At 69.7% G+C, this 25,336-nt stretch carries 27 protein-coding genes; 6 read left to right on the top strand and 21 right to left on the bottom strand.

The genetic code is table 11. From position 1 onward, the window contains the following. The first annotated feature begins 93 nt into the window (after positions 1 to 93). Together argC and O9Y01_RS06175 are read left to right on the top strand one after the other, a co-directional pair. Positions 94 to 1,038, top strand: coding sequence for an N-acetyl-gamma-glutamyl-phosphate reductase (gene argC, locus O9Y01_RS06180; RefSeq protein ID WP_269630662.1), 945 nt, complete (start codon positions 94 to 96; stop codon positions 1,036 to 1,038). Positions 1,039 to 1,049: 11 nt separating this feature from the next. Further along, entirely contained in the window at positions 1,050 to 1,475 is a 426-nt protein-coding gene (locus O9Y01_RS06175) for a GNAT family N-acetyltransferase (protein ID WP_269630661.1), read from the top strand. 36 nt (positions 1,476 to 1,511) lie between these two features. On the opposite strand, the gene O9Y01_RS06170 is transcribed toward O9Y01_RS06175, so the two are convergent. The 7 genes from O9Y01_RS06170 to O9Y01_RS06140 form a co-directional block, all read right to left on the bottom strand. Beyond that, a complete protein-coding gene (locus O9Y01_RS06170) occupies positions 1,512 to 2,558 on the bottom strand; it encodes an OmpA family protein (protein ID WP_269630660.1) in 1,047 nt (348 codons plus the stop codon). Between the two features lie 74 nt (positions 2,559 to 2,632). Further along, positions 2,633 to 3,679 carry an OmpA family protein gene (locus O9Y01_RS06165; RefSeq protein ID WP_269630659.1) on the bottom strand — a complete coding sequence of 349 codons (1,047 nt, stop codon included), beginning with the start codon at positions 3,677 to 3,679 and terminating at the stop codon, positions 2,633 to 2,635. A gap of 102 nt (positions 3,680 to 3,781) precedes the next feature. Beyond that, positions 3,782 to 4,570 (bottom strand): GNAT family N-acetyltransferase, encoded by a 789-nt coding sequence (locus tag O9Y01_RS06160; protein WP_269630658.1) that lies wholly within the window; start codon positions 4,568 to 4,570, stop codon positions 3,782 to 3,784. Between the two features lies 1 nt (position 4,571). Continuing rightward, complete coding sequence (locus O9Y01_RS06155) at positions 4,572 to 5,339, bottom strand: ParA family protein (protein WP_269630657.1); 768 nt, start codon at positions 5,337 to 5,339, stop codon at positions 4,572 to 4,574. A 139-nt stretch (positions 5,340 to 5,478) separates the two neighbouring features. Further along, positions 5,479 to 6,156 carry a 16S rRNA (guanine(527)-N(7))-methyltransferase RsmG gene (gene rsmG, locus O9Y01_RS06150; RefSeq protein WP_269630656.1) on the bottom strand — a complete coding sequence of 226 codons (678 nt, stop codon included), beginning with the start codon at positions 6,154 to 6,156 and terminating at the stop codon, positions 5,479 to 5,481. A gap of 91 nt (positions 6,157 to 6,247) precedes the next feature. Continuing rightward, entirely contained in the window at positions 6,248 to 8,203 is a 1,956-nt protein-coding gene (gene mnmG / locus O9Y01_RS06145; protein ID WP_269630655.1) for a tRNA uridine-5-carboxymethylaminomethyl(34) synthesis enzyme MnmG, read from the bottom strand. Positions 8,204 to 8,357: 154 nt separating this feature from the next. Continuing rightward, complete coding sequence (locus O9Y01_RS06140; RefSeq protein ID WP_269630654.1) at positions 8,358 to 9,461, bottom strand: NAD-dependent epimerase/dehydratase family protein; 1,104 nt, start codon at positions 9,459 to 9,461, stop codon at positions 8,358 to 8,360. Positions 9,462 to 9,552: 91 nt separating this feature from the next. Between O9Y01_RS06140 and O9Y01_RS06135 the strand changes: the two genes are divergently transcribed. Together O9Y01_RS06135 and O9Y01_RS06130 are read left to right on the top strand one after the other, a co-directional pair. Further along, positions 9,553 to 9,927, top strand: coding sequence for a MerR family transcriptional regulator (locus O9Y01_RS06135; protein WP_269630653.1), 375 nt, complete (start codon positions 9,553 to 9,555; stop codon positions 9,925 to 9,927). Further along, positions 9,927 to 10,205 (top strand): YkgJ family cysteine cluster protein, encoded by a 279-nt coding sequence (locus O9Y01_RS06130; RefSeq protein WP_269630652.1) that lies wholly within the window; start codon positions 9,927 to 9,929, stop codon positions 10,203 to 10,205. The genes O9Y01_RS06135 and O9Y01_RS06130 overlap by 1 nt, the downstream gene beginning before the upstream one ends. Positions 10,206 to 10,275: 70 nt before the next feature. On the opposite strand, the gene O9Y01_RS06125 is transcribed toward O9Y01_RS06130, so the two are convergent. The 3 genes from O9Y01_RS06125 to O9Y01_RS06115 form a co-directional block, all read right to left on the bottom strand. Continuing rightward, on the bottom strand, positions 10,276 to 10,713 hold the full coding sequence (locus tag O9Y01_RS06125; protein ID WP_269630651.1) for a cysteine peptidase family C39 domain-containing protein: 438 nt from the start codon (positions 10,711 to 10,713) through the stop codon (positions 10,276 to 10,278). Between the two features lie 70 nt (positions 10,714 to 10,783). Next, positions 10,784 to 10,984, bottom strand: a complete 201-nt coding sequence (locus O9Y01_RS06120; protein ID WP_269630650.1) for a hypothetical protein — start codon at positions 10,982 to 10,984, stop codon at positions 10,784 to 10,786. A 101-nt stretch (positions 10,985 to 11,085) separates the two neighbouring features. Next, positions 11,086 to 11,805 (bottom strand): helix-turn-helix transcriptional regulator, encoded by a 720-nt coding sequence (locus O9Y01_RS06115; RefSeq protein ID WP_183102512.1) that lies wholly within the window; start codon positions 11,803 to 11,805, stop codon positions 11,086 to 11,088. Positions 11,806 to 12,042: 237 nt separating this feature from the next. Between O9Y01_RS06115 and O9Y01_RS06110 the strand changes: the two genes are divergently transcribed. Next, complete coding sequence (locus O9Y01_RS06110; protein ID WP_269630649.1) at positions 12,043 to 12,348, top strand: hypothetical protein; 306 nt, start codon at positions 12,043 to 12,045, stop codon at positions 12,346 to 12,348. A gap of 83 nt (positions 12,349 to 12,431) precedes the next feature. Here the strand turns inward: O9Y01_RS06110 and O9Y01_RS06105 are convergent, their stop codons facing one another. The 3 genes from O9Y01_RS06105 to O9Y01_RS06095 are packed head-to-tail and all read right to left on the bottom strand — an operon-like array spanning position 12,432 to position 15,945. After that, a complete protein-coding gene (locus tag O9Y01_RS06105; RefSeq protein WP_269630648.1) occupies positions 12,432 to 13,664 on the bottom strand; it encodes an ABC transporter permease in 1,233 nt (410 codons plus the stop codon). Beyond that, positions 13,661 to 14,470, bottom strand: coding sequence for an ABC transporter ATP-binding protein (locus O9Y01_RS06100; RefSeq protein WP_269630647.1), 810 nt, complete (start codon positions 14,468 to 14,470; stop codon positions 13,661 to 13,663). Before O9Y01_RS06100 ends, O9Y01_RS06105 begins: the two co-directional genes overlap by 4 nt. After that, entirely contained in the window at positions 14,467 to 15,945 is a 1,479-nt protein-coding gene (locus tag O9Y01_RS06095; protein ID WP_269630646.1) for an alpha/beta fold hydrolase, read from the bottom strand. Before O9Y01_RS06095 ends, O9Y01_RS06100 begins: the two co-directional genes overlap by 4 nt. 277 nt (positions 15,946 to 16,222) lie before the next feature. Between O9Y01_RS06095 and gstA the strand changes: the two genes are divergently transcribed. Next, positions 16,223 to 16,831 carry a glutathione transferase GstA gene (gstA, locus tag O9Y01_RS06090; protein WP_269630645.1) on the top strand — a complete coding sequence of 203 codons (609 nt, stop codon included), beginning with the start codon at positions 16,223 to 16,225 and terminating at the stop codon, positions 16,829 to 16,831. A gap of 70 nt (positions 16,832 to 16,901) precedes the next feature. On the opposite strand, the gene O9Y01_RS06085 is transcribed toward gstA, so the two are convergent. The 8 genes from O9Y01_RS06085 to O9Y01_RS06050 all read right to left on the bottom strand — a co-directional run bounded on the left by O9Y01_RS06085 (position 16,902) and on the right by O9Y01_RS06050 (position 25,191). Then, positions 16,902 to 18,491, bottom strand: a complete 1,590-nt coding sequence (locus O9Y01_RS06085) for a thioredoxin family protein (protein WP_269630644.1) — start codon at positions 18,489 to 18,491, stop codon at positions 16,902 to 16,904. 149 nt (positions 18,492 to 18,640) lie between these two features. Next, the gene (locus O9Y01_RS06080; RefSeq protein ID WP_269630643.1) at positions 18,641 to 19,051 is read right to left on the bottom strand and encodes a GNAT family N-acetyltransferase; all 411 of its coding nucleotides are present in this window, start codon (positions 19,049 to 19,051) and stop codon (positions 18,641 to 18,643) included. Between the two features lie 114 nt (positions 19,052 to 19,165). After that, complete coding sequence (locus O9Y01_RS06075) at positions 19,166 to 20,542, bottom strand: ATP-binding protein (RefSeq protein ID WP_332108744.1); 1,377 nt, start codon at positions 20,540 to 20,542, stop codon at positions 19,166 to 19,168. An 11-nt stretch (positions 20,543 to 20,553) separates the two neighbouring features. Continuing rightward, positions 20,554 to 21,222: a response regulator gene (locus O9Y01_RS06070; protein ID WP_269630642.1), complete on the bottom strand. Its 669-nt coding sequence runs from the start codon at positions 21,220 to 21,222 to the stop codon at positions 20,554 to 20,556. A 23-nt stretch (positions 21,223 to 21,245) separates the two neighbouring features. Continuing rightward, positions 21,246 to 22,001: a cytochrome b/b6 domain-containing protein gene (locus O9Y01_RS06065; protein WP_269630641.1), complete on the bottom strand. Its 756-nt coding sequence runs from the start codon at positions 21,999 to 22,001 to the stop codon at positions 21,246 to 21,248. A gap of 60 nt (positions 22,002 to 22,061) precedes the next feature. After that, complete coding sequence (locus O9Y01_RS06060) at positions 22,062 to 22,835, bottom strand: hypothetical protein (RefSeq protein ID WP_269630640.1); 774 nt, start codon at positions 22,833 to 22,835, stop codon at positions 22,062 to 22,064. Between the two features lie 11 nt (positions 22,836 to 22,846). Next, positions 22,847 to 23,791: a DMT family transporter gene (locus O9Y01_RS06055; protein WP_269630639.1), complete on the bottom strand. Its 945-nt coding sequence runs from the start codon at positions 23,789 to 23,791 to the stop codon at positions 22,847 to 22,849. Positions 23,792 to 23,916: 125 nt separating this feature from the next. Next, positions 23,917 to 25,191 carry a DUF4397 domain-containing protein gene (locus tag O9Y01_RS06050; RefSeq protein ID WP_269630638.1) on the bottom strand — a complete coding sequence of 425 codons (1,275 nt, stop codon included), beginning with the start codon at positions 25,189 to 25,191 and terminating at the stop codon, positions 23,917 to 23,919. Positions 25,192 to 25,336 lie beyond the last annotated feature (145 nt).

Here is a 25,336-nt window from a genome sequence, read left to right as displayed (position 1 = left end):
AGGGGCGAAGGATGGGGCCCGCCCTGCACAGCCGGGGGGCCGGGTCATCCCTTATGCTGTCGTATTGTTCCCATTGATTGTGCTGGAGATCTCATGACGTACACCGTGTTTGTGGATGGACAGGAGGGCACCACGGGCCTGCGCATCCATGAGTACCTGGCCCAGCGCAGCGACATCGAGGTGCTGCGCATTGACGCCGACAAGCGCAAGGACGCCGCCGAGCGTGCCCGCCTGCTCAACGCCGCCGACGTGGCCTTCCTGTGCCTGCCGGATGCCGCCTCCCGCGAGGCCGCGGCCATGATCAGCAACCCCAACACCTGCCTGATCGACGCCAGCACCGCCCACCGCACCGTGCCGGGCTGGACCTTCGGCCTGCCGGAGCTGTGCAGGGGCCAGCGCGAGGCCATCCGCGGTGCCAAGCGCATCGCCAACCCGGGCTGCCACGCCAGCGCCTTCATCCTGGCCGTGCGCCCCCTGGTGGATGCCGGCCTGCTGGCGCCCGAGGCCCTGATCTCGGCCACCTCCATTACCGGTTATTCCGGCGGCGGCAAGGGCATGATCGCGGAGTACGAGGCCGGCGGGAATGCCCAGCTGAAGTCGCCGCGCCCCTATGCCCTGGGCCTGGCCCACAAGCACCTGCCCGAGATGATGGCGCACACCGGCCTGAAGACGGCGCCCGTGTTCATGCCCATCGTGGCCGATTTCTACAAGGGCCTGGCCGTCACCGTGCCCCTGCACCTGCAGCAGCTGCGTGCGGGCACCAGCCCCGAGCAGGTGCGCGAGGCCCTGGCCGCGCACTACGAGGGTGAGCGCTTCATCCGCGTGATGCCTCTGCGCGATGCCGACACCCTGGCCAGCGGCTTCTTCGACGTGCAGGCCTGCAATGACACGAACCGCGTGGACCTCTTCGTCTTCGGCAGTGACACCCAAATCCTCGTCATGGCCCGCCTGGACAACCTGGGCAAGGGCGCCAGCGGCGCCGCGGTGCAGAGCATGAACGTGCACCTGGGCGTGGACGAGACCCTCGGCCTGGTCTGAGCCCGCCCTCCATGCACTGGAGCAGCGACGAGGCGGTGCCCGCAGCAGACCTGCAGGCCCTGCGCGAGGGCGTGATCCTGCACGGCCGGCAGCAGGCCCAGGGCAGCGATGCCCGGGACATCGCCTGCGCCGTCCATGACGAGGACGGCACCCTGCTGGCCGGTGCCTGCGGCCGCACCGAGTTCGAGCGGCTCTACATCGACTACCTGTGGGTCCACCCGGACCGCCGCGGTGAGGGCCTGGGCGGGGACACCCTGCGCCGCCTGGAAGCCCAGGCCCTGCGGCGCGGCTGCCGGGACGCCCTGGTCGAGACCTTGCTCGACGAAGCCGCGGCGATCTACGAGCACCTGGGCTATGCCTGCATCGCCCACGTCCACGACTTCGTGCCCGGCTTCACCCGGCACACCCTGCTGAAGGTCTGGCGGCCGCGGGACTGAGGTCCGCGGGCCCGGCCCTGCTGAAGCGGCAGACGCTTACTGCAGCACCATCTCCACCCGCCGGTTGCGGGCACGGCCGTCCTCGTCGGCATTGGAGGCCAGGGGCGCGATATTGGCGGCGCCCTTGGCACTGAGGCGGCTGGCCTCGATACCGTAGGGCGGCTTGCCCAGCGCGGCGACCACGGCCTGCGCCCGGGCCAGGGACAGCACCTGGTTGGCCTCGAAGCCCCCGACGTTGTCCGTGTGGCCGACGATGAAGACCCGCAGCTTGGGATCGGCCTTCAGCACCTGGGCCATTTCGGCCAGCTGGGCCTGGGACTCGGGCTTGACCTCGCTCTTGCCGGTGTCGAAGAAGAGACCGTACAGCGCCACCTTGCCCTCGGCCTTCAGGCCCTGGCCGATGGCGCCGGCATCGACCGTGACCTGGCCGGTGGGCATGGCCTTGGGCTCGATGATCTCGATGTAGGTGGCCGTGCGGTGGGTGTAGTCGTTCTGGGCCAACGAGGTGTAGAGCAGCAGGTGCAAGGTCCGGCCGCCCTGGGTCAACTGGCCGGCCAGCATGCGGCCGCCGTCGGTGGTGATGCTGGCTTCCAGGGACCAGCGTCCGCCGGATGGCTTGCTCATGTTGGGCAGGTCACCCTTGGCCCAGCTCATGCCCCGCAGGCGCTGATTCTTGTCCAGCGCGAAGTAGGCCTTGGTGCAGCCCTGCTCCTTGCTTTCGCAGGTCCAGACGGTCTTGAAGCCGGCGGCCTGCAAGGCTTGCTGGTGATTGCGGAAGACCTCCAGCGGGCCCTTGTCCAGCGGGGCCAGGTAGAACAGGCGGGTGATCTTGCCTTCCAGGGTCTGCGGGTTGGCGAACTTGTCGCCGTTCTTGGCAACGCCGCTGGCGTCCGGGAAGCTGGACTGCTCCCAGTCCTGCTGGGCGAAGCCCACGAGCACGCTGCCGGTGAAGCGTCGGAGTACGGGGTGGTCATTGCCGCCGGGTACGTCGGCAGCAGGTACGTCGGCCCGGGAGGGCAGGGGTGACAGGGCGGTGCCCAGCGCCAGGAGGGCGCCGGCGCCGAGTGCACGGATGGATGCCATGAGGTTTTCTCCAGGAATCAGGGGAAGCCCGCCGCCGGGCTCCCCTGCGGGATGCAGGGGCGGGGGAGGGCTGCTTACTGCAGCACCATCTCCACGCGACGGTTGCGGGCGCGGCCGTCCTCGCCGGCATTGCTGGCCAGTGGGGCGAAGTTGGCAACGCCGCGGGCCTGCAGCCGGCCGGCCGCGATGCCGCGCTGCACGAGGGCCGCGACGACGGCCTGCGCCCGGCCCTGGCTCAGCGCCAGATTGGCGTCGATGCCACCGACGTTGTCGGTGTGGCCGACGATCAGCACCTTGAGCGCAGGCTGGGCCTTGAGGGCGGCAACCATCTGGTCCAGCTGCGCCTGGCTCTCGGGCTTGACCTCGGTCTTGCCGGTGTCGAAGGACAGGCCGTAGAGCGCGATCTTGCCCTCGGTCTGCAGGCCCTGGCCCAGGGCCTTGGCGTCCACCGTGACCTGGCCGGTGGCCATGGCCTTGGGCTCGACGATCTCGATGTAGGTGGCGGTGCGGCCGGTGTGGGCGTTGTCGGCGATCGAGGTGTAGAGCAGCACCTGGAGGTTGCGGCCGCCGCTGGGCAGCGTGCCCACCAGCATGCGCCCCTGCTCGTAGCTCAGGGACATCTCCAGGTTCCAGCTGCTGTCGCGGTAGGCAGCGTCGATGCCGGGCAGGTCACCCTCAGCCCAGCGCATGCCCTTGGCGCGCTCGTAGCCGTCCAGCGCGAAGTAGGCGCGGGCGCAGCCCTGGGCCTCGGTCTCGCAGGTCCAGGTGGTCTTGAAGCCCGCGGCCATCAGGGCCTGCTGGTAGTTCCGGAAAACCTCCAGCGGGCTCTTGCCCAGGGGGGCGAGGTAGAACAACCGCGTCACCTTGCCTTCGACAGCGACCGGATTCGCAAAGCGGTTGTCGTCCTTGGCGGCGCCGCGTGCATCGGGAAACTGGCGCTGGTCCCAGTCCTGCTGGGCATAGCCCACCAGCAGGCTGCCGCTGAAGCGCTGCAGGACCGGGTGGTCCTTGGCCCCGGGAACGTCGGCCCTGGGCGCTGCGGCCTGGGCCGCGAAGGCACTCAGGGCCAGACCCAGCAGCAGGGCAGGGCGGGTCAGGCGGGGGAGGCTGGAGAGGCGCATCGACAGCGTCTTTCATGGGAGTGGCAATGCAGCGGGATGCTACCCAGCACACTTCTACATGATGTAACGATGTGCTTGCCTCGCCCCGCTTGGCTGGAGGGCTCAGCGAAGGTCTTGCGGCGGGCTGCGGAAGTGGTAGCGATAGGCCTGCTGGAAGCCCAGGCCGCGGTACAGGGCCAGGGCCGGTGCATTGGCCTCGCCCACCTGCAGATAGGCCCGGCGCGCGCCCTGTGCGCAGGCCTGCTGCAGCAGGGCCAGGCACAGGCTGCGGGCGTGCCCCTGGCCGCGGAAGGGGGCGGGCGTGTAGATGTCATAGAGGCCCACCCAGTCGCCCTCGCGGGCGATCTGGCCGCAGGCGAGCAGCTCCCAGCCGCGGATGGTGTTGCGGCGTAGCCAGAAGCCCTGGTAGGGCACAGGGGACTGCGATTGCCGCTCGGCCTGGGACTGGACCTCGAGCGCGCTGCTGCCCTTGAGCTCGCCCATCTGGCGGGCGAAGTCCAGGGCATCCACCGCATGCAAGACCTGACCCCCGGGCAGGGGCCAGCCCATGACATCGTCCAGCCGGGGCCGCACCAGGACCTCGGCGGCGTCATAGGCGGGCCAGCCCTTGGCGGCCAGCAAAGCATCCAGCTCCGGCGGCTGGGTGAAGGGCGTGATGCGCACCACCAGGGGCAGGCCTGCGGCATGGAAGCTGCGGGCGCAGCGGGCCAGCAGTTCCTCCACGGGCAGGGAGCCCGGCTCGAGGGCGTTGATGCAGCGGGCGCGCTTGGCCTGACCGGGGGAGAGCCGGATCAGCCAGCCCTCGATGCGGGATTCCTGCGGCGGCGAGGTGGCGTTGAGACCGGCTTGTTCGGCCTGTCGTCCCAGTTCAGCCAGCTCGGCGGCGTCCATGTCACATGGCCGAGATGCGGCGCACCATTTCTCGGGCGAACTCGACAAAGGACTGGGCGCCCTTGGACGAGGGATCGAAGACCACCCCCGGCAGGCCGTAGCTGGGGGCTTCGGCCAGGCGCACATTGCGCGGGATGACGGTGTCGAAGACCTTCTCGCCGAAGTGCGCCTTCAGCTGCTCGCTGACCTGGTTCTGCAGCGTGATGCGGGGGTCGAACATGACGCGCAGCAGGCCGATGATCTGCAGGTCGGGGTTCAGGTTGGCGTGGACCTGCTTGATGGTGTTCACCAGATCCGACAGGCCCTCCAGGGCGAAGTACTCGCACTGCATGGGCACGATCACGCCGTGGGCCGAGCACAGGCCGTTCAGCGTCAGCATGGAGAGGGACGGCGGGCAGTCGATCAGCACGAAGTCGTAGTCGCCCTCGGCGGCCTTCAGCGCGGCCTTGAGACGACGCTCGCGGCGCTCGAGTTCTACCAGCTCGACCTCGGCACCGGCCAGTTCGCGATTGGCGCCGAGCACGTCGTAGCCCACCTTCTCGTTGCGCTGCCGGGCTTCGGCGATGCTGGCGGACTCCAGCAGCACGTCGTAGACGCTCAGTTCCAGCGCCCGCTTGTCCACGCCCGAGCCCATGGTGGCATTGCCCTGCGGGTCCAGGTCGACCACCAGCACCCGCTGGCCGACCTTGGCCAGGCCCGCAGCAAGATTGACGGTGGTGGTGGTCTTGCCGACCCCACCTTTTTGATTGGCGACGCAGAAAATCTTCATGGTGGCTCCCCCCTACGCGCTGCGGGCATCCCCGGAAGGGCAGGCCCGGCGAAGCCGGAACTTCGGGCTCCACTCGGTCATCGGGTGCGTGGTGTGCTTAGGGGGGCTATCGTACTTGGGATGGTGAGAGGCACCGAGCTTATGCGGCGGTTTTGATCCAGATGAGACAGCGCTGGGCGTCCAGGCCGGGCACCTGGAGCTGTTCCACGTGAAACACGCTCAGGTCCGGGGGCAGGGCGGCGAGCTCGTCGTCCGGGTGCTGACCCTTCATGGCCAGCCAGATGGCGCCGGGCTTGAGATGCTGGCGGGTGAGGGTGGTGAAGTCCAGCAGCGAGGCAAAGGCCCGGGAGGTGATGACGTCGAAGGGCGGCACCTTCAGGTCCTCCACGCGGGCATGCAGGCCATGCAGATTGGGAAGACGCAGCTCGGCCGCGACCTGCTGGATGAAGCTGGCCTTCTTGGCCACGGCGTCCACACAGCTGACATCCAGGCCGGGTTCGCAGATGGCCACCACCACGCCGGGCAGGCCACCGCCGCTGCCGACGTCCATCAGGCGCAGGCCCGGCCGTGCGGTCGGATCTGCGGCCGTAGCTGTGGCCAGATGGCGGCGCAGGGCCGGAATCAAGCTGAGGCTGTCCACCAGATGCTGGACCAGCATGGCCTGCGGATCACGCACGGCGGTCAGGTTGTAGACCTTGTTCCATTTCTGGATCAGGCCCAGATAGTCCAGGAGTTGCTGCAGCTGGGTCTCGCTGAGGTCAAGGCCCAGGGTCCGGGCGGCCTCACGCAAGGGGGCAAGAAGTTCGGTGGCGCTCATGCGGTGGGGGGTCTCAGGCTTGGGTGATGAGGGAAGGCCGGGGAGGCAGGCGCCGCCACCTGCGCCCGGCAGTCGCGGGCAGGCAGGTGGCTCATGCGCTGATCCGGGCATCGTCCGCGAAGCCCTTGAAACGACCCTTCTTCAGGTGGACCAGGAGCAGGGAGATGGCTGCAGGCGTCACGCCCGAAATGCGCGAGGCCTGGCCCAGGGTCTCGGGCCGGTGCTTGTTGAGCTTCTGGCGAACCTCGAAGGAGAGGGCGGTGACCTGGGCGTAGTCCAGCTCCTCGGGCAGCTTGAGATGCTCGAAATGGGCCGCGCGGGCGACGTCTTCCGTCTGCTTGCTGATGTAGCCGGCGTACTTGACGCTGGTCTCCACCTGCTCGATCACGGCTGCGGCCAGGGTGCTCCCCAGTTCGGCATCGAGGGTTTCACGTGAAACACCGGCTTCGGGCCGCGCAATGGCGGCGACCTCCACCACGGTGCCATAGCTCACGCCGGGCCGGCGCAGCAAGTCGACCAGGTTGTATTCGCGCTCCAGGGCCTTGCCCACGAGGCGCTCGGCGTCTGCCGCTGGAAGGATGCCAGGATGGACCCAGGTGCTCTTCAGCTTCTCTGTTTCACGTGAAACAGCATCGCGCTTGCGATTGAAGGCATCCCAGCGCGCGTCATCCACCAGGCCCAGTTCGCGGCCCTTTTCGGTCAGACGCATGTCGGCGTTGTCTTCCCGCAGTTGCAAACGGAACTCGGCGCGGCTGGTGAACATGCGGTAGGGCTCGGTCACGCCCTTGGTGATGAGGTCATCGACCAGCACGCCCAGGTAGGCCTGTTCGCGGCCGGGCAGCCAGGCCTCGCGCCCCTGCACCTGCAGGGCGGCGTTCATGCCCGCGAAGAGACCCTGGGCGGCCGCTTCCTCATAGCCCGTGGTGCCGTTGATCTGGCCCGCGAAGAACAGGCCCTGGATGGCTCGCGTCTCGAAGCTGGACTTCAGCTCGCGCGGGTCGAAGTAGTCGTATTCGATGGCATAGCCCGGGCGCAGGATGTGCGCGTTCTCCAGGCCTGGGATGGTCTGGACGGCCGCCAGCTGGATGTCAAAGGGCAGGGAGGTGGAAATGCCGTTGGGATAGAACTCGTGCGTGCTCAGGCCCTCGGGTTCGAGGAAGATCTGGTGCGAGTCCTTGTCGGCGAAGCGGTTGATCTTGTCCTCGATGGAGGGGCAATAGCGCGGGCCCACGCCTTCGATCACGCCGGTGAACATGGGGCTGCGGTCAAAGCCGGAGCGGATGACGGCGTGCGTGCGCTCGTTGGTGTGGGTGATCCAGCAGGGTAGCTGGCGGGGATGTTGGTCCGCCGAGCCCATGAAGCTGAACACGGGCACGGGGTCCAGATCGCCCGGCTGTTCGGTGCACTGCGAGAAGTCGATGCTGCGGCCGTCGATGCGCGGCGGGGTGCCGGTCTTGAGGCGGCCCTGTGGCAGCTTGAGCTCCTTCAGTCGGCCAGACAGGCTCACCGCCGGCGGATCACCCGCGCGGCCGGCGCTGTAGTTCTCCAGGCCGATGTGGATGCGACCGTCAAGGAAGGTGCCCGCCGTCAGCACCACGGCACGCGCGCGGAAGCGCAAACCGGACTGAGTCACGGCACCGACGACGCGATCGCCTTCCACCATGAGATCGTCCACCGCCTGCTGGAACAGCCACAGGTTCGCCTGGTTCTCGAGACGATGGCGGATGGCCGCCTTGTAGAGCACGCGATCGGCCTGGGCGCGGGTGGCGCGCACCGCGGGTCCCTTGGAGCCATTGAGGATGCGGAACTGGATGCCCGATTCGTCCGTGGCCGCTGCCATGGCACCGCCCAGCGCATCCACCTCCTTGACCAGATGCCCCTTGCCGATGCCGCCGATGGACGGGTTGCAGCTCATCTGCCCCAGGGTCTCGATATTGTGGGTCAGCAGCAGCGTGCGCACGCCCATGCGGGCAGCGGCCAGGGCGGCCTCGGTGCCGGCATGACCGCCGCCAACCACGATGACGTCGAACTCTTTGGGATACAGCATGGCAAGGGCAGGGGCCCGCCAGCGCCTTGACAGCGTGGGGCCCGAGATCAGCAGCGGGAAGGGCAAGGATTTTACCGGGGCCTGTGGATAAGTGCGAGCTGGGCGCCATCATCCCCACGGCCCTGCATACGCCCTGCGGCAGCACCCTGTGCGCTCAGGCCGCGGTGGGCCGGGTCGGCGGGTGGCTGAGGTCCCCCGCGACAAAGCGCGCCGTGGCGGCCAGGGCCTGGGCCAGGGGCGCGGCGCGCAGGCCCCAGCGCTGGTTCAGGGCCTGGGCTGGTCCGGTGTCGAAGGCGGGGTCCTGGATCAGGAAATCCAGGCCTTCGGCAGAGGCGCCGCTCCAGGCAGCGACGCCGGGCAGGCGCAGCAGGCGCTGCATCAGGGCGACGGGCAGGGCCCAGCGAGGGGCCTTCACGTTCAACGAGGCTGCCAGCGCCCGGATCAGGTCGTGCAAGGGCGGGGAGGCCGGATCCATCAACAGGAAGTCGCCGGAGCGGACCTCCGGGTCCAGGGCCAGATGGGCGAGGAAGCCGGCCACCTCGTCCACGCTGACCAGAGGCAGCAGGTGCCGGGGAGAGCCCGGCAGTGCCTGCAGGCGACCGCGGATCAGCTGGCGGCACAGCGCATGCAGCGCCGCGTGCGCAGGCAGTTCTCCCTCGACCGAATGCCCGCAGACGGTGGCCGGATGCACGCACAGCCAGGGCCGCCCCAGGCGCCGGGCCAGCGCGCTCATGTGGACCTGGGTCTCCAGCTTGCTGGCCTCATAGCCGCCGATTCGACGGTAGATGCGCTGCCAATCCACCGGGCCCTCGGGGCGGATGCCCAGCTTGTCCAGTTGCGGGCGATGCTGGGTCATGTAGCCGCCCAGGGCCACGAATCGGCCGGCGTGGCCTTGGGGGTCGGTCTGGGCTTCCCACAGCGCCTCGGTGGCTTGCAGCTGGGCGCGCCGCGCCTCGTCGGCATCCAGCCCCCATTCGAAACGGGCGGCGAGGTGCAGCAGCGTGTGGGGACGCTGCGCCCGGACCAGCGCCTGCGCAGCGGCGACGTCCTCCAGCCGGTAGGGATGCGCGGCCAGGAGGGCCAGCCGGGCGTCGGAAATGCCGCGGGCTGACAACCACCGGCGCAGGCTCTCCAGCTGCGCGACGGGATCACGCAGAGCGAGTGCCAGGGGTTGTGCGAGGGCTCGCTGGAGCAAGGCATGGAGGAGCCAGCGACCGATCTGGCCGCTCGCGCCGGTGATGAGGATGGGGGTGGACATGGCGGAACGCGGAAGTGGAAAGCGCCATGCTCGAGCCTTGACTACACTCCAGGGTCAAGCACATTCGCTTCATTGCCTCGACTGCCCGGACATGCTCATCGGCGAACTTGCCGCACTCAGCGGCCTCAGCCACGACACCCTGCGCTTCTACGAGCGCCAGGGCCTCCTCCACGCCCTGCGCACCGCCAAGGGCTATCGTCGCTATGCACCGGAAGCGGCGGCGCGCCTGACCCTGATCCGCCTGGCCCAGGGCCTGGGCTTCAGCCTGGCGGAGATCCGCGAAGTCCTGGGCCAGATGGACGCCCTGCAGGCCGGCGGGCTGGACGCCGTCCAGGTGCAGGCCCTGCTGCAGGGCAAGCTGGCACAGATCGACGCCAGGCTCGACGAGCTGCGTTCCCTGCGGGCCCAGCTGGCGGATCAACTCGCGCGGGCCTGCCCGCTGCGCCTTCAGGTGGAGCAGGGCTGATGGAGTGCCGTTCCCGCTGTGCGGCCTGCTGCATCGCGCCTTCCATCAGCTCGCCCATTCCCGGCATGCCCTTGGTGAATGGCATCAGCAAGCCGGCCGGCGTGCGCTGCGTGCAGCTGGATGATCAGGACCGCTGCAAGATCTTCGGCCGGCCGGAGCGGCCGGCCGTCTGCGGCTCCCTGCAGCCTTCCGAGCTGATGTGCGGCGAGAGCCGTGAGCAGGCGATGCGCTGGCTCGGCTGGATGGAGGAGCAGACCTCGCCCCTGCCGCCCGCCTGATCCGGCCCGTGGCTCCGCGCAGCGGCATGCGGGCCGTTCAGACCCGCCGGTGGCACTGCAGAAGGCGGGCCTAGGAGGCTCGCTGAAACTCCAGCGCCAGGCCCATGAAGGCCATGGCCCAGGCCTCGCGGGGCAGGCTGAGACGCCCCTGCTGCGGGTGCTGCACGGTGACATGCTCCTCGTGAACGGCTACCAGCGGCATCCACCCCAGTTGCACGTGCCGCACAAGGCAGGGCAGCTGAAGCCGGTTGAGGGAGCCGGCGTCCAGGCGCACGACCCGGCTCTTCAAGCCCAGGCCCAGGGCGTGGAAGCAGAGCGCCTCCAGGCCGCTGCCGGCCGGGCGCGCTTCGATCAGGCCCTCCGCCGCCAGGCCATAGTGGCCGGCAATATAGGCCAGGGGAGCCAGGGCGCCATGCCGCGCAGGGTCAGGTCTTGCCAGGTTTCGCTGGCCCAGCCAGCGCGCCACGCAGCGCCGCATCAAGCCGGGCCGTCGGGCGCTCGGGGGCATGTAGCGGTGGAAGGCAGAAAGACGAGAGGCTGGCAAATGCCAGCCTCTTGGGGGGACTTCATGGGGCGGCTTACCAGGTGCCCTTGGGAGAGGGATCTTCTTCAGCCGTCTGCCAGGTGCCCTTGGGCGAGGGGTCTTGCTCGGCCACCAGCCAGGTGCCCTTGGGGGACGGATCCTGCCCGGTGCTCAGCCAGGTGCCCTTGGGCGAGGGGTCTTCACCGCCGGCAACCCACTCCAGTTCGCTTGCGCTCAGTTCTTGGAAAGTATTCATAAAAAATCTCCAGTTGGCTCCAAATGGAAGCTAGTTTGGCCAATTGGATCACTGGAAGCCTTCTGCGGCCACTGTCACACATTACATCCTAGGGATGATCCTTAGCGGATCAACCCCAGGCGCAGGGCCTTCAGGACGGCTTGGTGCTTGTTGTTGCAATCCATCTTGTGCATTGCATTGTTGAGATGCAGCACGGCTGTGCGCTCGCTGATGCCCAGGATGCCGCCGACCTCCCAGGCCGTCTTGCCCTCCATGGTCCAGCGCAGGCATTCCAGCTCACGAGGCGTGAGGCTGGGAAGCTGCTGGTCCAGCGAGGCTCCTTCGGGAAGGAAGACGTTCCAGGCTGCTTCCTGGGCATGGACGGCAAACAGCTGGAGGTCCGCCACCACGCGCGTGAGCTGCTGGTGGTCAGACGGCAGGGATTCACGCCGGTCGACGCCCATGATGAAGTGCCGGCCTTCGGGCAGGTGCAGCGCGAGGCAAACGCCGCTGCAGTAACCGAATCGCGCCTGTTCTTCCCATAGATCGCCGCGCCCATGCTGGACATAGGTGAACTGGCTCCAGATGATGGGCACGCTGTGTCGTTTGACGTGCTGCATCACCGGATCTAACTTGCCAAGCGAGGGGTCGTAGGCGATTTCGTTGAAACCAACCGGCGCGTTGTCAATGGACATGAACTCGGCATTGCCGGGCCCGCGATCCAGGACAACGGTCGCGGTGACGGTCTCAAATCCCAGGTTCTGCGCAAACCGCACGATTTCCTCGCGGAACTCGTCGCGATTCTTGGCTTCCAGCACCGATTGAAAACTGCCTTGCAGCATGAGGCCGGGGATCCCTCGGGAAGATTGGAGTTGTCCGGGAATTGTCAGTGCTAGAGGTGCCTGTTCTGCTAGGGTTTACAGCTAGCAACAACTTGCAGGTCCCAGCAGGCTGCGCTTACAGGATGATGCGCAGCACCGACCGTCATCCTCCACAACAAGCAAGTCCTGTCGATGACACCTGCCTGGATTGTCTACGCTTGGCCCCGCCTGCTGTGCGCGACGGACGCCACTCCGAAGTTGCAACTCGCCCACCTCAGCACCCGTGTTCTGGTGCCGGGCGATGCCGACCACCCGGCCATGGGCCAGACGCTCTGGAAAGGTGAATGGCAGCATGGCACGGCAGGGGTGGCCTGGGACTGGGTCCGCCTGCCGGTTGGCGTGGTGGCCATGGTGGATCCCATGTCGCTGGTGACCAATCTGCAGTTCCTGAATCCGCGCGGCGAGGTGCTGGCGCCGGTTGATTCCGCACGCCAGCTCAACGAGATCGTCCATGCCCTGCCCTGGCAGCAGGAAGTGCACCGGGCGCTCAGCCTGATGCACTGATCCTGCGCGTCATTTTTCTGCCTGCCTCCAACAAAAAAAGGCGCCTCCTGCGAGGCGCCTTTTGCCGTGTCGGCCGGTGAGGCTCAGCGGGCCACGGCCTGGCGCATCGAGCGGGCAATGAAGAGCAGGCCGGCCAGGGTCATGGCACCGCACACCAGCACCGAGGGCAGGACCTTGGCCAGGCTCAGCCCTTCGCCCTTGAGCACCTGCAGCATCAGCGTGTTCTGGGCCAGGCCCGGCACCCAGTAGTACCAGGCGGCCTCCCCGCCGGGGTTCATCAGCCCCACCATGGGCGCCAGGCTGATCAGCGTCATGGCCAGAGTGGCACTGGCCTGGGCCTCCTTGAAGGTCTTGGTGCGCACGGCCATCGCCATCAGCAGGGCGCCCACGCCGGCTGCCAGCGGGAGCTGCACGGCCAGGCAGCGCAGGGCCTCGCCCCAGCCGAACTGGAACATGGCCTGCAGGCTGTCACTCTGGATCAGGTACTGCGCCGGCAGGAAGCTCAGGTTGGACAGTGCCGCCACCGCCACGCCGGACAGCGCCACCGCGCCCCACTTGCCCAGCACCAGGGCCAGCGGTGAGGCCGGGTTCATCAGCAAGGGCTCCAGGGAGCCCCGCTCGCGTTCGCCGGCGGTGCTGTCCAGGGCGGCGGTCAGCGCGCCGTAGAGCACGGCCATGATGATGAACATGGGCACGATGCTGGTGATGCGGGTCGCGCGGGCCTGGGTGCTGGCCAGGTCGCGTTCCTCGATGCCCACGGGCTGCAGCAGTTCAGGCGAGATGCCGCGCAGGGCGAGGTTCAGGCCTGCGCGCTCCTGGTTGAAGCTGCGCAGCAGGCGCTGCACGCTGCCCACGGCCACCTGGGCGCGCTGGTTGGCGCTGTCGCTGACCACCTCCACCGTGGGGCGGTCACCCTCCAGCAGCTGCTTCTCGAAGTCCTTGCCAACGACCAGCACCGGTTCCAGCAACTGGGTGGCGCGCAGCTTCTGCTCGTAGTCCGCCGGTGCGGCCTTGAGCGCGTAGGTCTGGCGCAGCAGGTAGTTCTCCAGCGTCGGGGCGTTCTCCAGGCCGGCCACCATCAGCTCGCGCTTCTCGGCGCGTTCCTCCAGCGAGGCGATCAGGCCGGACAGCGCCATCAGCATCAGCGGGCCCATCAGCACCGCCGGGACCAGCATGCGCAGCAGGGTGCGGCGGTCACGGACCGCATCGACCAGTTCCTTGAACAGCACGATGCGGGCATGGGCCAGGAAGGACAGGGGAGGGCGTGCAGGGCTCATCAGCAGCTCCTTGGAAACGGGGCTCGGGTTCTCGCTCATGCCAGGGCCTCCTCGGTGGTGTCATCGGTGGTGCTGTCGGCAAAGGCCAGCTTCACGAAGGCCTCCTCGAAGCGCGTCTCGCCGGTCTGCGCCAGCAGCTCGGGCACGCTGCCCTGGGCCACGGCGCGTCCGCGTGCCATCACCACCACGTGGTCGCAGAGCTGCTCGACCTCCTGCATGATGTGGCTGGAGAACACGATGCACTTGCTGCCGCCGGCCGGGGAGCGCAGATGGCGCAGGGCGTCGCGCAGGCCTCGTGTGGCGAGCACGTCCAGGCCGTTGGTCGGTTCGTCCAGCACGATGTTGGCCGGATCGTGCACCAGGGCGCGGGCCAGCGCGGTCTTCATGCGCTCGCCCTGGCTGAAGCCCTCCGTGCGGCGGTCCAGGATGCGGCGCAAGTCCAGCAGTTCGGCCAGCGCGTCGGCGCGCGCAGCCGCGGCCTCGCCTTCCATGCCTTGCAGCCGGCCGAAGTAGATGATGTTCTCGCGGGCTGTCAGGCGCGGGTACAGGCCATGGGCGTCGCCCAGGATGCCCATGCGGGCCAGGGCCGCGCGGGGGTTCTTGAGCACGTCGATGCCGTCGACCGCCAGGCTGCCCTGGTCAGGCGGAAAGAGGCCGGCCAGCATGCGCAGCGTCGTGGTCTTGCCGGCGCCGTTGGGGCCCAGCAGGCCGGTGATGCGGCCGTCCGGCGCATGGAAGCTCAGGGACTGCACGGCCTTCACGATGCGCTTGGGCGGGCGCTTGAAGAGCGTCTTGCCGCCGGCCTGGGTGATGAACTGCTTGGAGAGTTGTTCGATGCGGATCACGGCTGCACCTCCGTGCGGATGATGGGCTGGAAGGCGGGCGGCCTGGGGATCTTGATGGCGCAGGCGGCGTCCTGGGGCAGGGCGGTGGCGTCGGTCTTGGCGTCGATGAAGCGGTACAGCACCTCGCCCATGCAGCCCAGGCTCATCACGCCATGGCCGGCCTGCGGCACCACGATGTGCTGGGTCTTGGCGCCCAGCAGCTTGGCGATGCGCTCGGCGTGGCGCGGCGGTGTCACCGGGTCGGCGCCGCCGGACAGCAGCAGCACCGGCGTCTGGGCGGGTGGCACCTGGTAGAAGGCCGCCGGCACCTCGCCGCGGGGCCAGTTCCTGCAGATGCGGTCGTAGGATTCCGCTTCCACGCGGCCCATGTCGCTGCCCAGCGCTTCGGCGCCCTTGCCCATGCGCGGGAAGTCCTCGGCGCAGATCACCGAGAAGTGCATGCCCAGGGCGAGGCGTGTGGCCTTGTTGCTGCTCATCATGCCGCCCAGGCCGGCCAGGGCCTCGAACTGGCCCTTGCTGGCGGCCTGGATGGCGGCGGGCACCAGGGAGGTCATCGAAGGCACGTACAGCGGGCCGCGGATGGTGCGCAGCAGCTGGTTGCGCGTCAGCGTGAAGGACTCCGGCTCGTTCGTCAGCGGGTTCCTCAGCGTCACCGTGCGCGGCAGCGAAGCCAGCAACTGGGTCCACTGCTGGCGCAGCTGGGGGAAGCGCTTCGCGCAGGCCGGCTCGCCTTCGCAGGCCTTGAATTCGGCGTCCAGGGCGGCCTGCACGTCGACGGACAGGCTTTCAGGCAGGACCAGGTCCGGCGGTGCCACGCCGTCGATCACCGTGCGCCGCACATGCTGCGGGAACTGCCGCTGGTACTCCAGCGCGGCCCGCGTGCCGTAGGACCCGCCGATCAGGTTCCAGCGCTCGGCGCCCAGCTCGGCACGCACGGCATCGAAGTCCTGCATGGCGATCGTGGTGGTGTAGAAGCGCAGGTCGCCGTAGGGCAGCTTCTGCAGCTGCTCGCGGCACTGCTCGACGCGGCGCAGGCTGGCGGCCTCGTCGGCACTCTCGGCCATGGGCAGCCGGGAGTCGTCGGCACATTGCAGCGGCGCGGACTTGCCCGTGCCGCGCTGGTCGATGAAGACCAGGTCGCGCCGGTTGTTCAGCCGCGCCAGGCGGCTCATCACCAGGGGCGCCACGCCGATGGCGCTCTGGCCGGGACCGCCCGCCAGCATCAGCACCGGGTCGGGCTGCTTGTTGCGGGCCATGGCGGGCACCACGAGGTAGTGGACCTCGACCTGCGGGCCGTCGGCGCGGGCGGGGTCCAGCGGCCGCTTGAGCATGCCGCACTGCAGCTCGTTGGGGATGCCCTCGATGCGGCAGGCGCGGGTGGCCGCCTGGGCCTTGTGCTGGGCGCTCATGAGCGCCACCAGCACGCCCACCAGCACGGCGAGGCGTCCTCCATGCCGTGTTCGGCAGATCTTCATCGTCTTCCTCCTCGGACCCGGCGGTCCTGTTTGCCTGGGCGAATTATGAGAAGGGCACCCGGCGGCCGGGACGGCCATGCGGCGAATGGCAGCGCAGGGCGGCGACTGGCGGGAATCCGGGGCCGGGCGGTAGCAGCTTTTGCGACGACTTGCAGCCGAGGGCTTTCTCACGCGCCGTGTCACTCCGGCGTATCGTTGCGCTCCGCACCCGCAGGACCCACTCCTGCAGGTCTGGCCGAATTCACGCCCCAAGCAACCGTATCTGGAGGTACGTTCAATGAAGCTCTATTACAGCCCCGGCGCCTGCTCCCTGTCCCCGCACATCGTGCTGCGCGAGGCAGGCCTGCCCTTCGAGGCGGTCCTGGCCAGCACCAAGACCAAGAAGCTGGCCGATGGCACGGACTTCTTCTCCATCAACCCCAAGGGCTCGGTGCCCGTGCTGGAGCTGGACAACGGCGAGCGCCTGACCGAAGGCCCGGCCATCGTCCAGTACCTGGCCGACCTGGTGCCCGAGAAGCAGCTGGCCCCGGCCAACGGCAGCTGGCCGCGCTACCGCCTGCAGGAATGGCTCAACTACATCACCAGCGAGCTGCACAAGGGCTTCTCGCCCCTGTTCAACCCGGCCACGCCGGAAGACGCCAAGCCGCTGTTCCGCGAAGCCCTGCAGAAGCGCCTGGCCTGGGTGGACAGCCAGCTGGAAGGCCGCGACTACCTGCTGGGCAGCCAGTTCAGCGTGGCGGATGCCTACCTCTTCGTGGTGAGCAACTGGGGCCAGTACGTGGGCGTGGACATCAGCGGCCTGAAGCAGCTGGGCGCCTTCCGCGCCCGCGTGGCTGACCGTCCCGCCGTGCAGGAAGCCATGAAGGCCGAGGGCCTGCTCAAGTAAGCCGCCTCGCCTCCCCCATGAAAAAGGCGCCTCGCAGGAGGCGCCTTTCTTGTGGGTGCTCGCCGGGCGATCAGCCCTTCTTTGCAGGCTTCAGCAGGCCTTCACAGGTGGCGCGCTGCTGGTCGGCGGTGTCGACCTTGGCGCAGATGCCCTCCAGCTGCCCGCGCAGCTTGCCCAGGCTGGCCTCGTGCTGGCCGGTCTTGTTCCACGCCTGCAGGTCATTGCCGACCTTCTTCAGCGAGCGGGCGCTGCGTTCGTAGAAGGCGCCCTTGTCCTTTTCGGCCTCGGCGAACAGCTGGCCGGCGACCTTCTCGATGCGGGCCGTGTCCTGCGGCGCCAGCTCCACGAGGGCCGCCAGGTAGTTGGCACCCCACTGCAGGCGGGTGGCGGGCCCCTCGCTCTTGTTGAAGGCCTCCTCGTACCAGCGCAGCGCTTCGTCCTTCCTGCCCTGCTTCTTGGCGTTACCGCCCAGCATGCTCATCAGGTAGTAGGGCGAGTGGCTCTTGGACAGGCTGGCCTTGAGCAGGGCATCGCTCTGCTCCCACTGGCCCGAGACGCCCAGCAGGCCGGCGGCCTCGGTGATCACGGCCTGGCGTTCGTAGCCGTCGGTGACTTCCTTGTCGAGGCGGGCGGCGGCCTCGCGCACCTCCTGCAGCAGGGCGGCATTCAGCTTGGGGTGGCGCTCGTCCCTGGGCAGGTCGATGCGGGCCAGCTCCACGCGGGCGCTCAGGGCCGCCAGGCGGTCGGCACGGGAGAGGCTGGTGTCAGCTTCCAGGCGCTTGAGCGCGGCTTCGTACTGGGCCAGCAGGGCCTGACGCTCGGGGCCGGCCTTGGGGGCCAGGCTGCGCACGATCTCCGGGGCGCCGTAACTCAGCGCATCGGTCTGCGCGCGGGCCTCGGCGGCATTGGCCAGGACCTTGCCCACGCGCTCGGCCAGGGCGGCATCGACCTTGAGGCTCTTGCCGTCCTCATTCGCGGCCAGGGCCTTGAGCCACAGGCGCGAGCCGGTCTCGGCGTCCACGCCCTGCGCCGCGGCGGCCAGCTGGGCCAGCAGGGCGGGGCGCTGGGCGGCGGGCACCAGCTGCTGTTCGTCGGTCTCCCAGGAGTAGAAGCCCAGGAGCTTCCACTCGTTGGCGCTGAGCTTCTTGCCGGCGCGGGCGTCGGCCAGCACGGACTTGATCGGGCGTCCGCCGGCCAGGCCCAGCTGCAGCACCTTCATGACCTGGGCGGCATCGGCCTCGCCGGGCAGGCGGGTCAGCTCCTGGCCGTCATTGCTGAAGAGGATGAGGGTGGGGTAGCCGCGCACCTTGAAGCGGGTGCCCAGCTTCTGCGCGCCGGGGACGTCGCCGTCCAGGTGCACGGCGACGATGCTGCGCGTCTGCTCGATGAAGTCCTGGCGGTTGAACAGCGTGGCCTTGAGCTGGTTGCAGGGCGGGCACCATTTGGCGCCCCAGTACAGCAGCACAGGCTTCTTCTCGCTGCGGGCCTGGGCGAAGGCCTTCTCGATGTCGGCATCGCCGGCGGCTTCCTGCCAGGCCACGCTGCTGGCGGTGGGCGCGGCGGCGCTGGCGGGCAGGACAAGGGAGGGGCTGAAGGTGGCCAGGCTCAGCAGGGCGGCGCAGGCCAGCGAGGAGGGGCGCAGGGAGGCAGGGAGCTTCATGCGTTCATGCGGCCCCCTCGTGGAAGGCCGGTGTCGGGTGAAGAAGGGCGCATTGTGAACCCAAGCTCGCGGCCCTGCCTATGCGGGCTCGTCCGGGCGATCTGCGCAAAGGGCATATCGACCGGGGCGGCGGCCGGCGCCAGTCCAGCTCAGAGCTTCAGTGCCATGCCGATCGAGGCCGGGGCCGTGGGCTGGAAGCCGAACTGGGCATAGAGGCGGTGGGCCTCGCCGTCGGCGATCAGGCTGACGTAGGCGGTGCGCGGCGCGCGCGCATGCAGCCACTCGCACAGCGCGGTCATGATGCGCTTGCCCAGGCCGCGTCCCTGGTGGGCGGGCAGCACGGCGATGTCCACCACCTGGTAGAAGCAGCCGTCGTCGCCGATCACCCGGCCCATGCCCACCACCTCCTCGCCCTGCAGCAGCTGCACGGCGAACAGGGTCTGGCGCAGGCCGCGGGCCGCCGCGGTGTCGCTCTTGTCGCTCAGGCCGGCCTGCTGGCGCAGGTGGCGGTAGGTCTGGACGCTGGGGGTCTGCCGGAGCAGGGTGTAGTCGGTGGACATGGCGCTTTCGTACTGCGGAGAAGGCGGCTCATTCTGGCAAGCCAGCAGCGCCAATCCAAAGGGCATGGGCCCCGGCGCAGGCGCGAGGGTGCGGTGTGCGCCCCAGGGGCCGGTTCAGCGCGCCGCCTTCAGCCACAGCTGCACGCGCAAGCCCCCCAGCGCCGTGCTGCGGTCGACCGCCACCCGCGCGCCATGCACCGCCGCGATGCGGCGCACGATGGACCACCCGAGCCCGCTGCCTTCCTGGCCGGTGCCCAGCTGGCGGAAGAAGCGCTCGCCCAGCCGGGCCAGCGCCGCCTCGTCCAGTCCGGGCCCGCTGTCCTCCAGGCACAGCAGCACCTCGCCCGCCTGCCGGCCCAGCTGCAGCTGCACCCGGGCGCCCTCGGGGCTGTAGCGCAGGGCGTTGTCCAGGAGATTGCGCAGCAGGGCGGCGAGCAGGGTGCTGTCGCCCATGACGAGGCAGACGGTGTCGCCGCCCTCCAGGGCCAGCTGCTGGCGGGCCGGCAGGGCGCGAGGCACCTGCTCGGCCAGGGCCTGGCGGGCCAGGGCTGACAGGTCCAGAGGCTGGAGCGCGGGCCCTTGGCCGGTCTCCAGGCGCGCCAGGGTCAGCAGTTGCTCGACCAGCCGTGCCGCGCGGTCGCATCCGGCCAGCGTGGCCTGCAGGGCATGGGTCCGCGTGGCTTCGTCCCCGCCCGCCGCCAGCGCCACCTGGGCCTGGGTTCGGATGGCGGCGATGGGGGTGCGCAGCTCGTGCGCCGCATCGGCGGTGAAGCGGCGTTCGCTCTCCATCAGGGCCTGGATGCGGGCGAAAAGGGTGTTGAGGGCCTCCAGCAGGGGCTGCATCTCCAGCGGGGCGGCCGGCAGCTGCAGCGGCTGCAGCTCGGCGGCAGAGCGGGCGCGCAGCTGGCGGCCGAGTTCGCGCAAGGGGCTCATGCCGCGGTGCACGCCCCACCACAGGCCCAGGGCCAGCAACGGCAGGGCCAGCAACAGGGGCCACAGCATGCCGCGCAGCACGGCGTGCAGGATGTCGGCCCGCGACTGCAGCTGCTCACCGACGAGCACGAGGATGTCGCCCTCCGCGCCCTGGGTCGCGAAGATGCGCCAGGCCTGGCCCTCGCGCTGCACGTTGCGAAAGCCTGCAGCGTCGGCGAGGGGCAGCAGGGGTGTCGCCGGCGCATTGGCGGAGCGCAGCACCAGCTGCCCCTCATGGAAGACCTGGAAGGCCACCTTGGAGGCATAGCGGTGCAGGCTGGGTGCCTCGGGCCGCAGCTCCCGGGGCTCCGCGGCCGCGCCCTCGTGCGGCACGCCTGACTGGCGCGCCACCAGCAGGGCGGCGGCCTGCGCGAGGTGGGCGTCCAGCAGCTCGTCCAGCTCATGGCGGGCATCCAGGCCGGTGCTGAGGCTGCTCAGCGCCCACAGGCCCAGCACCAGGGCCAGGACCAGGGCCAGCAGCCGGGCCTGCAGGGAACGGGGATGGAGCAGGGCCCTCATGGCTGGCCGCCTCAGGGCAGGGGCTCGCGGCTGAGCAGGTAGCCCACGCCGCGCACCGTCTGGATCAGGCCGGGACCCAGCTTCTTGCGCAGGTGGTGGATGTGGACCTCGATGGCGTTGCTCTCCACCTCCGTGCCCCAGGCGTAGAGCTGCTGTTCCAGCAGCTCGCGCGAGAGCACGCGGCCGGCTGACAGCATCAGCAGCTGCAGCAGGTCGAACTCCCGCGTGGCCAGTGCGACGGGCCGGCCGGCGCGCTGCACGCTGCGTGCGGCGGGGTCCAGCACCAGGTCCTGCACCTGCAGGCGCTCCTGCGGCTGACCATGGGCGCGGCGCACCAGGGCGCGCAGCCTGGCGGCGAGCTCGTGCAGGTCCACCGGCTTGATGACGTAGTCGTCGGCGCCCAGGTCCAGGCCACGGATGCGGTCCGGCACGGCGTCACGCGCTGTCAGCACCAGCACCGGCAGTGCCACGCCCGCGGCGCGGATGCGGGCCAGCACCTCCAGGCCGTCCAGCTGCGGCAGGCCCAGGTCCAGCACGGCGGCGGCATAGGGCTCGGCCCGCAGCTCGCGCTCGGCGGCGGCGCCGTCCCGCACCCAGTCGACCTGGAAGCCCTGCTGGCGCAGGCCGGCGCGCAGGCCGTCGCCCAGCAGGGTGTCGTCTTCGGCGAGCAGGATGCGCATGGTCGGGGCGGTCTCCGGGGGGCTCAGTCGTCGTCGTCGTGCGAGCGCCCGCGGTGGTGCTCGCCCTTGTCGTGCCGCCCATCATGCACCGATTGCCGCTCATGGCCGCCGTGCCGCTCCTCGCCCCGGGCGAGCGCGCCGCTGTTCCACTGCCAGGCCCAGAAGGCGGCGATCAGGGTCGCGATTCCCAGGGCCAGGGGCCAGAGGCTGTGGCGGACCAGGTCCGGGCCGGGGCCCGCCTGGCGGCCGCTGAACATGGGCGCGAAGGCATTGCGGCGCCGCATCAGCGACAGCCCCGCCAGCAGGCCCAGGTGCAGCAGCACGACGAAAAGCATGATCTCGCCGCTGGCCTCGTGCAGCTCCTCCAGGGCCTCGCCCAGCCATTCCTGGTCCAGGGCCAGGCCGCTGAAACCGCTCAGCAGGGCCAGGCCCAGCAGGCCCAGTGCCGCCGCAGCCTGCCCGGCGCCCAGCAGGCGGCTGGCCTCCGGCCGCCCCTGCCAGGCCCCGCGGACGCGGTTCAGCAGGGCGGACAGTCGGCTGCGGCGTGGGCCCAGCAGGCCCCACAGCACCCGCCACAGGGCCAGACCCAGGGCGGTGTAGCCGAAGCTGATGTGCAGTCCGTGCCAGGCCTCCTGCTCGGCCGTGACGTAGGCCCCGGCAAAGCTGAGGGCCAGGGCCCAGTGCACCAGGCGCGTCGGGGCGTCGAGGATCCGGCGCTGTGCCGGGCGCGCTGCGTCCGGCATGCCGCTGTCGCGCGGCGGGTCTTGTGTGATGTCCATGAGGCTCTCCAGCATTGGCTTTCGATGGGCTCATGGTGGGCGCCGCAGATGAGCGTTTTCTTAACGGTCCTCGGGCGGCGCGCCGGGCGCTGGCTCGCCCAGGCGGCCCTGCGCGTCGTCCTGAGGCGGCGCTTCGCAGGCATGGCGGGCCAGGGCCATCCAGGTGGCGAAATCGGGTTGATGCGGTCGCCGCGGCGCCGGGCGGGCCAGCTCCAGGTGCTGGGCGTGCGCCAGCAGCACGCCGAACTCGGGCGGGATCTCATGCGGCTCGGCGATGCCCGCCTTCAGCACGAACCAGCACTGGCTGCTCAGGGCCAGGTAGGCCTGGGACTTGGCCGGGCGTCGCAGCTCCCCCAGCAAGTCGGCGCGGCTGACCTTGATCTCGTGCACGGCCACGTCCAGGTAGTCCGGCACCGTGGTGTGGCGGATGGAGAAGACGTCAGGCATGGCATTGACCCAGCGCGGCCGGGCGGCGGGCACTGGCGCCGCGGCGTCGATCAGCGTGCCGGCTTCGGCAGGCGGCGCCGCCTCGCCGGGCAGCCCGGCCCGCAGGCTCAGACCGCGCCAGACGACGCGCCCGCCGCGCTGCAGCTCCAGGGCCACGCGGCCCACCAGCTGCTCATGCGCATCGCGGGCCTGGCGGTTGCGGTCCAGGGTGGCGGCCAGGGCCTGGATGCCGGCGTCGGTGACCCGCAGCCGTTCCCGCGGCCCCTCGCTGAGCCGCTCCAGCAGGCCGGCCGCCAGCAGTTCGACCTCCACCAGGTCCTGGCAGGGCCAGCCGGCGCTGCGCCAGATCTCACGCAGACGGCGCCAATGCGGGGTGCCCAGGGCCATGTGGGTTCGCCTCAGTCCAGCACCGGGGTCTGGGCGTCAGCGGCCTGGCGCGTGGCACTGGCCTGCGGGGCAAACTGGGCCCAGGCGACGCCGGCCAGGGTCAGGGCGGCGCCTGCCAGCTTGGCAGCGCCGAACTGCTCGCCCCCCGCCGCCCAGGCGGCCAGGCCGGCGATCGGCGGCATCAGGTAGATCAGGGGCGCCGTGCGGGCGACGCCACGCTGCGCATTGACCCAGCCCCAGGCCAGCCAGCTGCCAAAGCCGATGCCTACGACGGCCCACAACGCCCCCAGCCAGAGCCCGGGCGTGACGCCGGCCCAGTCGGTCTGCAGCGCGGCCGGCACGGCGTACAGCAGCACCGGCGGCGTGGCGGCCAGGCTGGCGTAGCACATCACCAGCACCGCGCCATGGCGTTCGATGAGGGGCTTGGCCGCTACGGTGTAGTAGGAGAACAGCGCGGCGGCGACGAGCAGCACCAGGTCCCCGCCGCCGGCCCGCCAGTCGGCCGCCAGCAGCTTGTCCGACATGAAGAGCAGGGCCCCGCCCACCGCCAGCGCGATGCCCACCAACTGGGCCCGCCGCAGGCGCTCCAGGCCGTAGGCACGCAGGATCAGCAGCGTGAAGATGGGCCCGCAGGCCAGCAGCACCGAGCTGGAGAAGGGCGTGGACCAGTGCACGCCGAAGCTGGACAACATCAGGTGCAGCCCCTGGCCCAGCAGGCCCAGGCGCGCCAGGGCCCAGGCGTCCTGCCGCGACACGCGGGGCCAGCGCAGGCCGTGGCGCTGCAGCAGCAGGCCGATCACCAGCAGCGGCATCAGGGTGAAGCGCAGGCACAGGAAGCCCCCTGGCCCCATGGCGGCCAGCAGGGCTTTCTGCAGGGGGAAGTTGAGGCCCCAGGCGAGGATGACCAGGAGCCCGGCGATGAGGGCCAGCCGGGAGGGCGGGGAGGCGGTGGGCATGTCCGGCATCTTGCCAGCGCGGGCGGCCGGATGCTGTCAGCAGCGCGCCTCGCCGCTGCCGATCGCCCAAGAAAAAACCCCCTGGCCGGGAGGCGCAGGGGGTTTGGGGAGCCGGGCTGGCTGGATCAGGGATCGATCCAGGTGCCTTCCAGGGCGCCGGGCGTGCCGGTCAGCCAGATGGTGTAGACCTTGTTGGCCGTCAGCGTCTTCTTGGACAGGAAGACCGTCGGTGCGCCGGCGCGGACGTCGAACTGAATTTCGCTCGTCGTCGAGAGCAGGATGCTGCTGGACAGCTGACCCGGCTCGACGTCGGCGATCAGCGGCTGGGCGTCGATGTAGAGGGACACCTTGCCCAGGCCCTTCACGCTGTTCAGGACGCGGACCTTGGCCTGGTTGAGGCCGGTGGGCAGCGAGTTGTCTTCCTTCAGCGCGGTCAGCGTGGGAGCGGCGGCATCGCCCCACAGCAGGATGCCGTAGACGCCGCTGCGTTCCAGGGCCACGGTCTGCGGTGCCTGGGCCGTGCCGTTCACGCTCCAGTCGACCTTGAGACCGTTGGTCACGGTGATGTCGAAGTAGCTGGAGCGAGCCGGAGCAGGCCTGTTCTCGAGGGCCTTGGTGCCATTGAAGCTGACCGTGGCGCTGTCGTCGCGGGTCAGGGCCGACATAGCGCGCACCTTGGCCAGGCCGTTCTCGTACTTGGTCACGGCGCCCTGCTGGGCCAGCAGCAGGCCGTTGACCATCACGCCACCGGTGGCGCTGGTCAGCACCAGGGTGTTGACCTTGGCCGAGTCCAGGTTGACGCTGGGGATGTCCAGGCGCAGGTCTTTCTTGTTGGTGGCCGAGGTCACGCGGATCCGGTAGGTGCCCGAGGTGATGGTGCGGTAGGCGTCACCATTGCCCGGGACCAGGGAAGCGGCCAGGGGGGTGGCATCGTCCAGCGAGGCGCCGGGGGCGGTCACGTAGACGTCCACGGTGCCGGCGTCCGGCGACAGGTTCAGCGTCAGCAGCTTGGTGCTGCCGGAGGCCGGCTCGGGCTCCGACTCGTTCAGCAGACGGGTCGACAGGGAGCCGCTGGCGCCAAAGGCGATCAGCGAGTAGTTGCCGTCCTTGATCAGGTTGCTGAGGCCCGGGGCGGACAGCAGGGTGGTGGTGCCCGCGACCAGCAGCTCGGAGGTGTTGCTGCCGGTGCTGATGCTGCCGTAGTTGGACACGGTGCCGAAGTTGACGCCCGAGCTCACCTTGGTGTCATTGACCTTCAGGTCCAGGGAGGAGTAGCCGACGCTTGCATTGAGCAGGCGCACATTGGTGTTGCCGTCGTTGCCGCCGCCGCCGCTGCCGCAGGCGCTCAGCGCCAGGGTGCCGATCATGGCGATCGCGCTCGCCCATCGAGTGAATCTCATCAAACGCTCCAGTTCTCCGTTCGCGCCCCTGGGGCGCGCATGAATCGAGTACGCGACAGCCCGGGGCTGCCGGCGTCGACTGCGGGCGATTGTAATGAGATGGCCTGACGCTGTCGGTGAGCCTGGGCGAGGGCCAATCCGTAAA

The sequence above is a fragment of the Pelomonas sp. BJYL3 genome, assembly GCF_027257975.1.
GTDB classification, from domain to species: Bacteria; Pseudomonadota; Gammaproteobacteria; order Burkholderiales; family Burkholderiaceae_C; genus Roseateles_B; species Roseateles_B flavus.
Note: the sequence above shows the minus strand (reverse complement) of the source record. Positions and strands in the feature narration are given on the sequence as shown.

Excerpts from the sequence above, each read along its gene's own strand:
- argC (WP_269630662.1), top strand. The coding sequence starts at position 94 with ATGACGTACACCGTGTTTGTGGATGGACAGGAGGGCACCACGGGCCTG.
- O9Y01_RS06175 (WP_269630661.1), top strand. The coding sequence starts at position 1,050 with ATGCACTGGAGCAGCGACGAGGCGGTGCCCGCAGCAGACCTGCAGGCC.
- O9Y01_RS06170 (WP_269630660.1), bottom strand. The coding sequence starts at position 2,558 with ATGGCATCCATCCGTGCACTCGGCGCCGGCGCCCTCCTGGCGCTGGGC.
- O9Y01_RS06165 (WP_269630659.1), bottom strand. The coding sequence starts at position 3,679 with ATGCGCCTCTCCAGCCTCCCCCGCCTGACCCGCCCTGCCCTGCTGCTG.
- O9Y01_RS06160 (WP_269630658.1), bottom strand. The coding sequence starts at position 4,570 with ATGGACGCCGCCGAGCTGGCTGAACTGGGACGACAGGCCGAACAAGCC.
- O9Y01_RS06155 (WP_269630657.1), bottom strand. The coding sequence starts at position 5,339 with ATGAAGATTTTCTGCGTCGCCAATCAAAAAGGTGGGGTCGGCAAGACC.
- rsmG (WP_269630656.1), bottom strand. The coding sequence starts at position 6,156 with ATGAGCGCCACCGAACTTCTTGCCCCCTTGCGTGAGGCCGCCCGGACC.
- mnmG (WP_269630655.1), bottom strand. The coding sequence starts at position 8,203 with ATGCTGTATCCCAAAGAGTTCGACGTCATCGTGGTTGGCGGCGGTCAT.
- O9Y01_RS06140 (WP_269630654.1), bottom strand. The coding sequence starts at position 9,461 with ATGTCCACCCCCATCCTCATCACCGGCGCGAGCGGCCAGATCGGTCGC.
- O9Y01_RS06135 (WP_269630653.1), top strand. The coding sequence starts at position 9,553 with ATGCTCATCGGCGAACTTGCCGCACTCAGCGGCCTCAGCCACGACACC.
- O9Y01_RS06130 (WP_269630652.1), top strand. The coding sequence starts at position 9,927 with ATGGAGTGCCGTTCCCGCTGTGCGGCCTGCTGCATCGCGCCTTCCATC.
- O9Y01_RS06125 (WP_269630651.1), bottom strand. The coding sequence starts at position 10,713 with ATGCCCCCGAGCGCCCGACGGCCCGGCTTGATGCGGCGCTGCGTGGCG.
- O9Y01_RS06120 (WP_269630650.1), bottom strand. The coding sequence starts at position 10,984 with ATGAATACTTTCCAAGAACTGAGCGCAAGCGAACTGGAGTGGGTTGCC.
- O9Y01_RS06115 (WP_183102512.1), bottom strand. The coding sequence starts at position 11,805 with ATGCTGCAAGGCAGTTTTCAATCGGTGCTGGAAGCCAAGAATCGCGAC.
- O9Y01_RS06105 (WP_269630648.1), bottom strand. The coding sequence starts at position 13,664 with ATGAGCGAGAACCCGAGCCCCGTTTCCAAGGAGCTGCTGATGAGCCCT.
- O9Y01_RS06095 (WP_269630646.1), bottom strand. The coding sequence starts at position 15,945 with ATGAAGATCTGCCGAACACGGCATGGAGGACGCCTCGCCGTGCTGGTG.
- gstA (WP_269630645.1), top strand. The coding sequence starts at position 16,223 with ATGAAGCTCTATTACAGCCCCGGCGCCTGCTCCCTGTCCCCGCACATC.
- O9Y01_RS06085 (WP_269630644.1), bottom strand. The coding sequence starts at position 18,491 with ATGAAGCTCCCTGCCTCCCTGCGCCCCTCCTCGCTGGCCTGCGCCGCC.
- O9Y01_RS06080 (WP_269630643.1), bottom strand. The coding sequence starts at position 19,051 with ATGTCCACCGACTACACCCTGCTCCGGCAGACCCCCAGCGTCCAGACC.
- O9Y01_RS06075 (WP_332108744.1), bottom strand. The coding sequence starts at position 20,542 with ATGAGGGCCCTGCTCCATCCCCGTTCCCTGCAGGCCCGGCTGCTGGCC.
- O9Y01_RS06070 (WP_269630642.1), bottom strand. The coding sequence starts at position 21,222 with ATGCGCATCCTGCTCGCCGAAGACGACACCCTGCTGGGCGACGGCCTG.
- O9Y01_RS06065 (WP_269630641.1), bottom strand. The coding sequence starts at position 22,001 with ATGGACATCACACAAGACCCGCCGCGCGACAGCGGCATGCCGGACGCA.
- O9Y01_RS06060 (WP_269630640.1), bottom strand. The coding sequence starts at position 22,835 with ATGGCCCTGGGCACCCCGCATTGGCGCCGTCTGCGTGAGATCTGGCGC.
- O9Y01_RS06055 (WP_269630639.1), bottom strand. The coding sequence starts at position 23,791 with ATGCCCACCGCCTCCCCGCCCTCCCGGCTGGCCCTCATCGCCGGGCTC.
- O9Y01_RS06050 (WP_269630638.1), bottom strand. The coding sequence starts at position 25,191 with ATGAGATTCACTCGATGGGCGAGCGCGATCGCCATGATCGGCACCCTG.